Origin of the sequence: Geothrix sp., from assembly GCF_020622065.1 — a bacterium.
Classification (GTDB): domain Bacteria; phylum Acidobacteriota; class Holophagae; order Holophagales; family Holophagaceae; genus Geothrix.
In genome coordinates this window covers 1-12,449 of the sequence record NZ_JAHRYQ010000001.1, presented here as the reverse complement: position 1 = coordinate 12,449, position 12,449 = coordinate 1, and the positions used below count along the sequence as shown (strand labels likewise).

General features: G+C 66.8%; 11 protein-coding genes. All 11 read right to left on the bottom strand.

Features of this window, described 5'->3' with window-relative positions:
• Window position 1 precedes the first annotated feature (1 nt).
• A complete protein-coding gene (locus tag QZ647_RS00055) occupies window positions 2-331 on the bottom strand; it encodes a DMT family protein (RefSeq protein WP_291270249.1) in 330 nt (109 codons plus the stop codon).
• Between the two features lie 98 nt (window positions 332-429).
• Complete coding sequence (locus QZ647_RS00050; RefSeq protein ID WP_291270248.1) at window positions 430-3,441, bottom strand: PAS domain S-box protein; 3,012 nt, start codon at window positions 3,439-3,441, stop codon at window positions 430-432.
• Between the two features lie 57 nt (window positions 3,442-3,498).
• Entirely contained in the window at window positions 3,499-5,139 is a 1,641-nt protein-coding gene (gene rny, locus QZ647_RS00045; protein ID WP_291270247.1) for a ribonuclease Y, read from the bottom strand.
• 218 nt (window positions 5,140-5,357) lie between these two features.
• Window positions 5,358-5,717 carry a cell division protein ZapA gene (gene zapA / locus QZ647_RS00040; RefSeq protein WP_291270246.1) on the bottom strand — a complete coding sequence of 120 codons (360 nt, stop codon included), beginning with the start codon at window positions 5,715-5,717 and terminating at the stop codon, window positions 5,358-5,360.
• A complete protein-coding gene (locus QZ647_RS00035) occupies window positions 5,714-5,950 on the bottom strand; it encodes a hypothetical protein (RefSeq protein ID WP_286354387.1) in 237 nt (78 codons plus the stop codon). Before QZ647_RS00035 ends, zapA begins: the two co-directional genes overlap by 4 nt.
• Before the next feature lie 21 nt (window positions 5,951-5,971).
• Entirely contained in the window at window positions 5,972-7,894 is a 1,923-nt protein-coding gene (locus QZ647_RS00030) for a phenylalanine--tRNA ligase subunit beta (RefSeq protein ID WP_291270245.1), read from the bottom strand.
• The gene (pheS, locus tag QZ647_RS00025; protein ID WP_291270244.1) at window positions 7,894-8,964 is read right to left on the bottom strand and encodes a phenylalanine--tRNA ligase subunit alpha; all 1,071 of its coding nucleotides are present in this window, start codon (window positions 8,962-8,964) and stop codon (window positions 7,894-7,896) included. Before pheS ends, QZ647_RS00030 begins: the two co-directional genes overlap by 1 nt.
• Window positions 8,965-9,033: 69 nt before the next feature.
• Window positions 9,034-9,381, bottom strand: a complete 348-nt coding sequence (gene rplT, locus QZ647_RS00020) for a 50S ribosomal protein L20 (protein WP_286354390.1) — start codon at window positions 9,379-9,381, stop codon at window positions 9,034-9,036.
• A 153-nt stretch (window positions 9,382-9,534) separates the two neighbouring features.
• Window positions 9,535-9,738: a 50S ribosomal protein L35 gene (gene rpmI / locus QZ647_RS00015; protein WP_286354391.1), complete on the bottom strand. Its 204-nt coding sequence runs from the start codon at window positions 9,736-9,738 to the stop codon at window positions 9,535-9,537.
• Window positions 9,739-9,745: 7 nt separating this feature from the next.
• Window positions 9,746-10,312, bottom strand: coding sequence for a translation initiation factor IF-3 (infC, locus tag QZ647_RS00010; protein WP_286355999.1), 567 nt, complete (start codon window positions 10,310-10,312; stop codon window positions 9,746-9,748).
• Between the two features lie 95 nt (window positions 10,313-10,407).
• Complete coding sequence (thrS, locus tag QZ647_RS00005; protein WP_291270243.1) at window positions 10,408-12,321, bottom strand: threonine--tRNA ligase; 1,914 nt, start codon at window positions 12,319-12,321, stop codon at window positions 10,408-10,410.
• Window positions 12,322-12,449 lie beyond the last annotated feature (128 nt).

The following is a 12,449-nucleotide window of genomic DNA, read 5'->3' as shown; positions in this document are numbered from 1 at the left end:
CCTATTTGCGGAAGGTGAAGAACACCGCACCCACCAGACAGAGCCCCGCCCAGAGGTGGTTGAGGTGCAGGCGCTCCCGCATCCACGCCACCGCGAACACTGCGAAGACGAGGAGGGTCACCACCTCCTGGATCACCTTCAGCTGAGGCAGGCTGAAGCGGTCGTAGCCCGCGCGGTTGGCGGGCACCATCAGGCAGTACTCGAAGAAGGCGATGCCCCAGCTCGCCAGGATCGCCACCCAGAGGGGGCTGTCCCGGTGCTGCTTCAGGTGGCCGTACCACGCGAAGGTCATAAAGATGTTGCTGAGGACGAGCAGAAGGACGGTTCTCAACGGCCACCCCCTGGGGCCACCCCAGCCAGAGATGAGGCCTGAGCCCGCAGGGCGAAGAAGATGTTGCTGAGCGCGAGCAGCAAGACGGTCCGCATGGCTCAAGCCTCCAGGGCGCCCTGGATCTTCGCCAGCAGGTCCTTCGGACCGTAGGGCTTCTGGATGAATCCCTTGAGCCCCTTCCCCATGAAGCGGCTCATGGCCTCCACCTCGTTGTAGCCCGAGCTCAGGATCACGCGGAGGTCCGGCTGGAGGATGCGCATCTCGCGATAGGCCTCCTCCCCGCCCATGTGGGGCATGGTCATGTCCAGGAGCACCAGCCCGATGGCCGGGCCCTGCTCCCGCACCAGATCCACGGCCATCCGGCCATCCTCCGCCTCCAGCACCTGGAACCCCCTCAGCTCAAGGGCCTGCCGGGCCACGGTCCGCACGGTCTCGTCGTCGTCCACCACCAGGATGAGCCCGGTCCCCTCCCAGGCGGCCTCGCGGCCTGGGACGGCATGGGCGTCCGCCATGGCCCCCTGGGCGGGGAACAGCACTTTGAAGGTCGTCCCCTGACCCACTTCCGAATACACGCGCAGGGCCCCCTTGTGGCCGCGGACGATGCCCATGATGGCCGAGAGGCCGAGGCCCCGCCCGGTGAACTTGGTCGTGAAGAAGGGCTCGAAGATGCGGCTCATGGTGTCGACATCCATGCCGCAGCCAGTGTCGGTGACCTCCAGATAGACATAGATGCCCGGCGGCACATCCTGGCCCACGAGCATGGTGCGGATCCCCGGTTCCTCCAGGCGCTGGGCCCCCGTGGCGAGGGTGATCGCGCCCGAGGTCTCGCCGATGGCCTCGGCGGCATTGATCACCAGGTTCATGATCACCTGCTGGATCTGGGAGGCATCCGCCGAGACCGCCGGCAGGCCCTTCTTCAGGTCCAGGTTGAGCACCACAGTCTTGGGGAGGCTCACCTCCAGGAGGTGCAGCATCTCCTCCACCTGGGTGGTGAGGTCCAGGTGACGGACCACGAACTGGCCGCGACCCGAGTAGGCCAGCATCTGGCGGGTCAGATCCGCGGCGCGCTGTCCCGCCTTCTGGATGGCCTCCAGGTTGCGGCGGATGGGATGGAGCGGATTCAGCTGTTCCAGGGCCAGGCCGGCGTGGCCGAGCACACCCATGAGCAGGTTGTTGAAGTCGTGGGCGATCCCGCCCGCCAGGACGCCCAGGCTCTCCATCTTCTGGGCCTGGAACAGCTGGCGCTCCAGCGCCACGCGTTCGGATTCCGCCCGCTTCTGCGCCGTGATGTCCCGCACGATCGCGTGCAGCAGAGGCCGATCCTCAGGGTCGAGGCGCGTCAGATTCACTTGGCAGATGGCCTCCCGTCCGCCCTCGCAGCGGAAGACCCACTCAAACTGCTCGCAGGTGCCGCGCATGGCGGCCTCCATGTGGCGGCGGCCCAGGTCCTCGCTCGATCCGCCCTCGGGCTGCCACTCCGGGCAGAAGGCCAGCATCGGCTGTCCGAGCATGACCTCGCGGTCCAGCCCGAAGAGCCGGGAGGCCGCCGCATTGACATCCGCGACCTGCCCTCCGGAGAGCAGCACGATGGGATCGGGCGTCTGCTCGAACAGCATGCGGAAGCGGGTTTCCTGCGCCTCGAGCGCACGCCGGGCGTGGAGCCGCTTCATCACCAGGCCGGCGGCTTCGGCCAAACTCTTCAGCGCCTCGAAGCGCTCATCGGACAGCGAGACTTCGCCCTGCTCCCCGAACGATCCGCCATGGAGGATGCCAACCACAGCCCCTTCGTGGGCCAAGGGCAGACCCACCACGGACCGGAAGGGCCAGGTCGCCAGGTCGAACGACTCCGCCCTCGTGCGGCACTGGGGAATGTGGACCGCCTCCTGTTGGAGGTGGATGGCCTCCAGGAAGGCGTTGCCCGCCACTGGGACCGGCTGGCGGATGGCCTCCGGCGAGCCCAGGGCTTCCAGGCCTGGCGTCCAGTGGGTGGTGATGCTGCCCTTCGTCTCGGGATCGTAGCGGTTGAACCACCACTCCGGGAACGGCGCGAGCTTCGCCGCCCAGCGAAACAGGCGGCCAATGAGCGCCTCTTCGTCCACGGCCTCCGCCAGGTCCCGGACGGCCTGGGCCAGCCCCCTGGAAAGGCGGGCCGCCTCCTCCAGGCGGTCTTCGCTTTCGAGGCGCTCCAGGGCCAAAGCGGCAATCCGCGCCAGGCTCTGAAGGACGGGGAACATGGTCTCGCGCGGCGGCGTCGGCGGCTCACCCTGGAAGGTGGCCCCGAACAGCACCCCGGCAATGCGGCCCTCGAAGACCAGGGGCACACCCAGGAGGCTCCGGAGGCCGTAGGTCGCCACGATGGCGGGTTGGATCATCGAAGGCGAGGTGGAGGCCTCCTCCACGAAGCACATGCGGCGGTGCTCACAGACTTCCCGGGCGAAGCCGGAGTCCGCCAGGGGAAACTCGAGTCCCTTGAGGGAAGGCCCCAGCCGAGCCGCCAGCGAGGGCGACCAGGCCGCCAGGATGACCTTGGGGTGTCCCTCCCGGATCTCGATCCGCCCCAGGGACCAGTGCGGCCCCGTCAGGATCGCGGTGGCCTGGCCCAGAAGCACCCGATAGGCCTCCTCGCGGGTCCGGACCAGGCTCAAGGCGTAGATGCCCTCGGCCAGGTGACGCTGGAGTCCCGCGCTTTCCGCCAGTCTCGCGCCGATCAGCTGCTCTTCCGACTGATCCCGTCCCCACACGAAGAGGTGCCCTCCCTCCTCTGTGGTGAGGCCCACCACCGTCAGGCGGACCGGCAACACGGTTCCGTCGAGGCGCAGCCAGGTTCCCAGCTCGGAACGATCCACCCGGGACTCAAAGGCCGCCTCAAACCAGGCTTGGGCGAGGCTGGGAGGCAGGTCGTGCCGAAGCCGCTCAAGGCCGACCTGCGGCAGGTCCTCCTCGCCGGCCCCCAGCATGACGAGGGCCCGGGGATTCGCATGCAGGAGACGGCCCGCCCGGTCCAGGACCAGGAAGGCCAGGGAAGCCCCCTGGAACAGGTGCCGGAGGGCCCGTTCTGCGACCGTGCTGAGACGACCGGACGCAGGGGGCTGGGAAGGAGATGCGTCCAAGGGGATACCAGACCGAAGGGGGGTTGAGACCTTTCAGGACTGTATCAGACGCACCCCTTAGCGGGCGATCTCGACCGCGCGCAGTTCTCGCATGACCGTGACCTTGATCTGGCCGGGGTACTGCATCTCGGATTCGATGCGCCGGGAGACATCCTTGGCGATCCAGTAGGCCTGGTCGTCGTTGACGGAACCGGCGTCCACCAGGATGCGGATCTCGCGGCCCGCCTGCATGGCGTAGCTCTTCTGCACGCCCTTGTAGCTCCCAGCGATCTCCTCGAGCTTCTCAAGGCGCTTGACATAGGTCTCCAGCATCTCGCGCCGGGCCCCGGGACGGGCGGCGGAGAGGGCGTCCGCGGCCGTGATGAGCATGGCCTCCACCGTGCGGGGTTCGAAATCCCCGTGGTGGCAGCTCATGGCGTGGATGACCTCGTCCTTCTCCCCATAGCGCTGCATGAGCTGCATGCCGATCTCGATGTGGGTACCTTCCACCTCGCGGTCGATGGCCTTGCCGATGTCATGGAAGAGCCCCGCCCGGCGGCAGAGCCGCGCATCGGCGCCCATCTCGCCGGCCATGTACTCGGCGATGCGGGCCACTTCTTTGGTGTGCTCCAGCACATTCTGGCCGTACGAGGTGCGGTAGTTCAGACGGCCCACCAGCTTGTGCAGCTTGGGATGGACATCGGGGAAGCCCAGCTCGATGCAGGCGGCCTCGCCGATCTCCTTGAGGTGCTGATCCATGTCCACCTTGACCTTCTCCACCACCTCCTCGATGCGGGCGGGGTGGATGCGGCCGTCGGCCAGGAGCTTGAGGATGGCCTGGCGGGCGACCTCGCGGCGGATGGGATCGAAGCTCGACACGACGATGCTCTCCGGCGTGTCATCCACGATGAGGTCGCAGCCCGTGGCCTTTTCCAGGGCCCGGATGTTGCGGCCTTCCCGACCGATGATGCGGCCCTTCAGATCGTCGCTGGGCAGCTGGACGGAACTCACGGCCTGCTCGGCCACCACATCCGAGGCCACCCGCTGGATGGCGGCGCCAATGGTCCACCGGGCCTTCTTGGCCGCCTCCTCCTGGGCTTCCTCGTCGATGCGCCGTACCAGCTTCGCCGCGTCCATCTTCGCGGAATACTCGAGCTGTCCGATCAGCTCCTTCTTCGCGTCCTCGCGGGTGAGGCCGGCGACTTCCTCCAGGCGCTTGGCCTGAGCTTCCACCAGCTGCCGGACTTCCGCCTGCTGGGCCTCGAGCTTTTCCAGCTCGGCCTTGCGGCGCTCGGTGAGGGCATCCATGTCCTTGGTCTTCTGCTCGACCTGGTGGAGCTTCTTGTCGAGTCCCTCCTCCTTGGTCTGCAGGCCTTCCTCCTTCAGCTGGAGCCGCTGTTCCTGCTTCTCCAGGTTCTTCTGGCGCTCGGCCAGCAGCTTCTCGGCTTCCTGACGGGCCTGGAGGGCCTGTTCCTTCACCTTGAGTTCGGATTCCTTGCGGAGGGCTTCCGCCTCCTGCTCTCCGGCCTTACGGAGGCGCTGGGCTTCCGCCTTGGCCTCCTCCAGCAGCTTCTCCCGCTGGGACTTGGTGTCGGCCTCGGCCTTGGCCTGGGCCTGGGAGCTCTCCAGGGTGGCCTTTTGGGCCTTGATGGCCATCAGCAACGCCACCCCGCCGGAGGCGATGGCGAGGCAGAGAAAAATCCAATCGATCAAGGTCATCAGCGACTCCTGGGAAAGAGGTCCAGAAGCCACCAGCACCCGAATTGAAAATCCCCGCTCAGTCGTGGAGGCTTGCCGAGTTCCCTAATTTATAGGGGGGAAACCAGAGTCCCTGGCTAAGGCGCGCCGACGCGCGGAACGCACAGGACAGGGGGAAGGTCTCCCTAGTCGACTTACGGAACAAGAGCTTGGCCATGATCACGGGCCTCGCAGGGAAATCAGTCTCCGTCCTCGTCGAGGAAAGGCACGGGGGCGGAAGGTTCGTCCGGAACATCGTTCAACAGCTTCGAAAGGGTCTGTTCCAGGTTTTGGGTGTGCTGGTTGGCTTCCTGCTCCAGGCGCGCCACGCGGTGCGCCAGGTTCAGGGCGCCCAGGAGGTACCACGACGGGGTGTCGAGGCCCTTCGGGACGCTTCCCCATCTTACCTGGCATTGCGAGTCCATGTCGCGGAAGGTCTCCTCGAGGACCCGGACCGCCGCGGCCAAGGACTCGGGGTGGTCCGTCTGGACCTGGAGCTCCCGCCCCAGGACCGCCACCGTGGCCGCCCGGACCCCAGGAAGGGGCGGCAGGGATCTCATCCCAGGGCCTCCAGGGCCCGCAGGATGGAGGCCACCTGTTCCTTCACCGCCTCCCGGTCCTTCTCCAGGGCCAGCTTGTCCGAGAGGGCTTCTTCCAGCCGGGCCCGGAGGGACTGCAGTTCCTGGTCCCCGACCGCTCCGGCGGCCTTCAGTGCATCCAGCTCTTCTTTCAGCTGGTTGCGCTGCTGGACCAAGGCCTGCATCTTCGATTCGAGTTGTTTCAGAAGGTCCATGGATGCCTCTCAGAGCTCATCTTACGCCCGGAGCTTCGCCCCGAGGGCTTCGGCCGCGGCCAACGCCGAGGCCACCCAGCCGTCCACCTCGTCGCCCACCAGAGTGCGATCGGCCTGAAAGCGCAGGCGCATGAGCCAGGCCTGGCGTCCCTCCGGCAGGCTCTTGTGGCGGAACACATCCACGCAGCGCAGGTCCTGGAGGATGCCCGCCGGCAGCACCGCCCGCATGGCCACTGTCAGGGTTTCGTGGGACTGACCGAGGTCCACCAGCAGGGACAGGTCGCGCTCCACCGAGGGGAAGCGGCTGAAGGCGCGGAAGGTCGGGATGATCCGGGCCCCCGCCTGTGGCAGGTCCGCCACCGGAAGCTCGAACCCGAACAGGCCCTCGCCCAGGGCGCGGATCTCCGGCAGGCGGGCCAGGCCGAGATCCCGGGCCATGCCCGACAGGTCGGCCTCCCGCACGGGACGGGCGGGGCTCAGGTAGTCCTCCCCCCCCAGGGTGCCGCCCCAGATCAGGCCCAGCGTGAACTGCTCGGCCGGACCCTGCGGGCCGCTGGTGTAGGTGGGCGCCAGCTCGAAGAGCCGGATCTCTCGGGCTCCCTGGCGGAGGTTCTGCTCGGCAGCGGACCGCAAGCTCGACAGCAGGGTGCCGCGCATCACTGAGTACTCCTGGCCCAGCGGATTGACCAGGGTGCGGCCCTCGGCGGGATTCCCCGCCACGGCGAAGGCGGCGTCCGCATCGAGGCTGATGAACCCGTAGGTCACGGTCTGGTGGAAGCCCAGGTGGGCCAGCCGGCGGGCCACGGCCTGGCGCTGCAGGTACTCTGCAGCGAGGGGCAGAGGCGGACCTTCCAGGGGCGGGAGGACCGAGGGGATGTGCTCGTAACCCCGGAGCCGCAGCACCTCCTCGGCCAGGTCTTCCGGAATCGCCAGGTCATGGCGCCAGGAGGGCGGTTGGACGACCAGCGTGCCCGGCTGGGTCTCCACGGTGCAGCCCAGCCGGCGCAGGGCCTCGACCCCCTCGGCCAGGGGCCGGGCCTCGCCGGCGACCCGCGTCAGCAGCGCCTCGGGCACCGAGACGGGCGCCGGAGCCGGAGGCAGGCCGCCCACGGTCCAGGCGCTTTCCAGTGTGGCGCCGGCCCAGGACTGCAGCCGATGCACCAGCAGGTCCCGCGCCACGGCGGCCATGGCGGGGTCGGCGCCGCGGCCGAAGCGATGGGATGCGTCCGTGTGCAGGCTGTGGCGGCGAGCCGTGGCCTTCACGGACTTCGGATCGAACCAGGCGCTTTCCAGCAGCACGCGGCGGGTGGATTCCGTCACCTTCGTGCCCTCGCCGCCCATGACGCCCGCAAGGGCGATGGGGCCAGCCTCATCGGCGATGACGAGGTCCCCGGCAGCCAGCGTCCGGGCAACGCCATCCAGCGTCACCAGGGTTTCCCCGGCCTTCGCCTGGCGGATCGACACCGCACCGCGGATGCGGTCCGCGTCGAAGGCGTGGGTGGGATGACCGTATCGGTGCAGCAGATCGTTGGAGGCATCCACGGCGGGCAGGTGCTTCGGCAAAGCTTCCAGGGCCCGCAGGAAGGCCTGGGTCTCCGGCGGCGTGGCCCCTTCGCCCAGGCTGAGCAGGGCCGTGGCATAGAGGGGGCAGGCGGGGCTCTCCAGGCGCACCTGAATCCTGGGCGCGCCTTCGGTCACCGACGGAGGGGCCAGGGGTGCGAGAGGCTGCTGCAGCTTGGCGGCCACTTCCCGGGCCATGCCGCGGTGGGACATGGCGTCGCCGCGGTTGGCGGTGATGTCCACATCCAGCACCTCCGACCCTTCACGGACGGCCACGCCATCCACGGGAAAACCGAGGGAGGCGAGCAGCTCACAGAGCTGGCGGGTCTCCAAGGCAGCGGCGGCGGGGATTTCGGCGGCGAGGGCCTTGCGGTCGATCCACATCAGTCGAGCCCTCCCATGGTGTTGAGGAAGCGCTGGTCGTTCTCGAAGAACAAGCGCAGATCGGGAGTCTGGCTCAGCATCATGGCCATGCGCTCCACGCCCATGCCGAAGGCCCATCCGGACCATTCCGCCGGATCGATGCCCGCGTAGCGGAGCACATTCGGATGGATGAGACCCGCGCCCAGGATCTCCACCCAGCCGGAGCCTTTGCACACGCGGCAGCCCTTGGCGTCACACAGCGGGCAGCTCACATCCACCTCGCAGCCCGGCTCCACGAAGGGGAAGTACGAGGGCCGCAGGCGGATCTCCGTGTGCGGGCCGAACAGCGCCCGCAGCGCATATTCCAGCGTGCCTTTGAGGTGCTGCATGCCGATGCCGCGGCCCACGAGCATGCCCTCCACTTGGTGGAACATGGGGCTGTGGGTGGGATCGATCTCGTCTTTTCGGTAGACGCGGCCCGGTGCGAGAAAGCGGATGCCGCCGCTCGCCGCGAGCTGCGGCGCCACGCGGAGCAGGGTGCGGACCTGCACAGGGCTGGTGTGCGTGCGAAGCAGCAGCTCCGGATGGGCCGCCAGATAGAAGGTGTCCGAGGAAGCCTTCGCCGGGTGGTCCTCCGGGATGTTCAGGCCGTCGAAGTTGTGGGCTTCCGTCTCGACCTCGGGGCCTTCCTCCACATGGAAGCCGAGGGGCCGGAAGACCTCCACCAGGCGGTCCATGAGCCGGTTCAGGGGATGAAGCGCGCCACGGGCCGGGACCGGCGGCGGCAGTGAAGGATCCCAGCGATCAGCCAGCGCGTTCAGCTGCTTCTTCGCCGCCTCCAGCTCGGTCTGGCGGGCTTTGAGGCCCTCCTCCCACTGCTGCTTGAGGCCGTTGATCACGGCGCCCAGGTCGCGTTTCTGCTCCTTCGGCGCCGCCTTGAGCAGCTCCATCAGCCGCGCGGCATGGCTGCCGTCGCGCCCCACATACTCGCCCTTGAGGCGCAACAGCGCGTCCAGGTCGCCACAGGCGGCCAGCGCCTCCGGAAAGGCCCGGCCCGCCTCGATGATCTCCGCTGGCAGCAGATGCTCCATGGTGCCCTCAACACAAAGAAAGGCCGCTTGCGCGGCCTTTCGGGTGTCTGCGATTTGCTGCGTTCGCGATCAGCCCTTGGCCACGGCCACGAGCTTGGTAAACGCTTCGGGATTGCGCACGGCGAGATCCGCGAGGATCTTCCGGTCCAGGTCCACGGAAGCCTTCTTCAGGCCGCCCATGAACTTGGAGTAGCTGGTGCCGTTCTGTCCGCAGGCGGCGCTGATGCGCACCACCCAGAGGCGGCGGAAGTCGCGCTTCTTGACCTTGCGGTCGCGGTAGGCATAGCCGAGGGCCTTCTCGACGGCTTCCTTGGCGGACCGGTACAGGCGGGACTTGGCGCCGTAGAAGCCCTTGGCGAACTTCATCATGCGCTTGCGGCGCTGGGCGCGCTTAAAACCTCGTTTGACGCGAGTCATGTTACTTCCTTTCCTCGAGGCAGCTCGGAAGAGCGTTTGAAGGCCTCATCGGGGGTGGCCTCAGCCACCGGGTTGAACCACCGATTTTAGATCCATCGGCGGGGGGGAACAAGTTCCAAGCAGGCACTGCCTGCGTGGAACTCCGGATGATATTCAGGCGTAGGGCAGCATCGCGGCCACGGCCTTGGTATCGGCCTTGGAGACCATCCGGCCCATGTCCAGCTGGCGCTTCCGCTTGGCTGTCTTCTTGGTCAGGATGTGGCGCTGGTGCGAGCAGCCGCGCTTGAACTTGCCGCCGGCGGTCTTCTTGAACCGCTTCTGGGCGCCCTTGTGGGTCTTGATCTTGTAACCGCTCATGGCTTCCTCACTGGATCTGGGCTTCGGTTGCGGGGGTTTCGGGACTGGCTGGCTTGGGCTTCTTCGGCGGTTTGGGCGCCTCGATGATCCGGGGGGCGAGGATGGCGTGCATGTCGCGGCCATCAATGCCGGCGCCCTTTTCGACGATGGCCTTGTCGCCGACCCGTTGAATGACTTCTTCGATGATCCGGTAGCCGATGTCGCGATGGACCACTTCGCGTCCGCGGAACATGACCACCACCTTGACTTTGTCTTCTTCCTCCAGGAACCGCAGGATGTGCTTCACCTTGAAGTCGAAGTCGTGGTCATCGGTCTTGGGGCGGAACTTCACTTCCTTGACCACGATGTTCTTCTGTTTCGCCCGGGCTGCGTGTTCCCGCTTGGCTTCCATGAACTTGTACTTGCCGTAGTCCATGATTCGGCAAACAGGCGGCTGTGCGTTTCCGGCGACTTCCACCAGATCAAGACCGCGCTCTTCTGCAATCCGGATGGCCTGGTGGGGAGGCATCACGCCAAGCTGTTCGCCATCTTCGGAGATGACGCGGACCTCTTGGGCCCGGATGCCGTCGTTGATGCGGGTCTCGTTCGGACGAATGGTTCCTCCCCTAGTTACACAAGGACAAAAAGTCTAACACTTGGCCCGGCCTTCGCCAAGCACGGAAAACCAAATCAGCGTTGGCGGTCCCGCACCTCGAGGGCAAGGGCCTCCAGGAAAGCGTCCAGGGGCTGCACGCCCAGGTCGCCCCGGTGGCGGTGGCGCACGGAAACCGTGCCCGCCTCGGCCTCGCGGTCCCCGATCACCAGCATGTAGGGGACCTTGGCCAGCTGGGCCTCGCGGATCTTGGCCTTCAGGCTCTCGTTGCGGGAATCCAGCTCTGCCCGGATTCCCAGGGCCTTCGCCCGGGCCGCGGCTTCCGTGGAGAAGGCATTGGCCCGGTCCGTGATGGGCAGGATCGCCACCTGCACCGGCGCCAGCCAGGCGGGGAAGGCGCCGGCGGTGTGCTCCACGAGGATCCCCATGAAGCGCTCGAGGCTGCCCAGGATGGCGCGATGCAGCATGATGGGGCGACCCTCGGCGCCGTCCGCCTGGGTGTACTTCAGGTCGAAGCGCTCCGGGAGCATGTAGTCCACCTGCAGGGTGCCCAGCTGCCAGGGCCGCTTGAGGGCATCCAGGATCTGGAACTCGATCTTGGGTCCGTAGAAGGCGCCCTCGCCCGGATTCAGGGTGTAGGGCATCCCGGCCTCGTCCAGGGCCTCGCCCAGGGCCCGTTCAGCGGCGTCCCAGATCTCGTCGGAGCCCAGGCGCTTCTCGGGCCGGGTGCTCAGAGCCACGCGCATCCCGTCGAAGCCGAAGGTGTCATAGACCTCCTTCAGCAGCGCCAGGAAGGCAGCCATTTCGGTCTTGATCTGCTCGGGCGTGCAGTAGATGTGGGCGTCGTCCTGGCAGAAGGTGCGCACCCGGGTCAGGCCGTGGGTGACGCCGCTGCGCTCATAGCGGTGCAGGCGGCCGAAGTCCGCGTAGCGGATGGGCAGGTCGCGGTAGCTGTGTTTTTGGCTGCCGAACATGATGCAGTGGCCCGGGCAGTTCATGGGCTTCAACGCGTACTCCCGCTCCTCGGCGGTGGTGAAGTACATGTTCTCGGCGTAATTCTCGTAATGGCCGCTGGTCTTCCAGAGGGCCACATCCAGCACCTGCGGTGTGATCACCTCGCTATAGCCGTATTTGAAGTACAGCTCGCGCATGTAGGTCACCAGCTCGTTGTAGACCTGGGTGCCCTTGGGATGGAAGAAGGGCGAGGCCGGCGCCTCCGGGTGGAAGGAGTAGAGACCCAGTTCTTTGCCCAGCTTCCGGTGGTCGCGCGCCTTGGCCTCCTCCAGCCGCTTCAGGTGCTCGTCGAGCTCCTTCTGAGTATGGAAGGCGGTACCGTAGATGCGGCTGAGCATCGGATTCTTCTCGTCGCCCTTCCAGTAGGCTCCGGCGATGCTGAGCAGCTTGAAGGCCTTCAGCTTCGCCGTGTTGGGTACATGGGGTCCCCGGCAGAGGTCGTAGAAGTCGCCCTGGCGGTAGCCGCTGATGATGTCGCTGGCCGGAATGCTGGAGACGATTTCCACCTTGAGGGGCTCGCCCATGGCCTGGAACCGCGCCACGGCGGCGTCCCGGCCGAGGTCCTCACGAACCACTTCGACGCCCTCGGCCACGATCTTCCGCATCTCGGCCTCGATGACTGGCAGGTCCTCGGGCGTGAAGGGCTTGTCCATCCAGAAGTCATAATAGAAGCCATCTTCGATGACCGGGCCGATGCCCACCCGCGCATTCGGATAGAGGCGCTTCACGGCGTGGGCCAGCAGGTGGGCCGTGGAATGGCGGATCAGCTCCAGGCTTTCGGGGGCCTTGCTGGTCACGATCTCGACCTTGGCCCCATCCACCAGGGGGGTCTTCAGATCCGCCAGGCGCCCATCCACCTTGACGGCCAAGGCCGCCTCCAAGAGGCGCGCTCCGATGCCACCTGCCAGATCGGCTCCAGTGGCGCCCTCGGCCAACTGCCGGAGAGAGTCGTCTGGAAGGCGGACCTCGATGCCCATGGATTCCTCGAAATAGGTGAAGAATTTTATCAGTAAAACAGCTCTGGGCCATCATTTGTGATGGCCCAGAGGGGATTTTAACGTCGCAGCGACCTACTTTTCCACGCCTGTCCGGCGCAGTATCATCG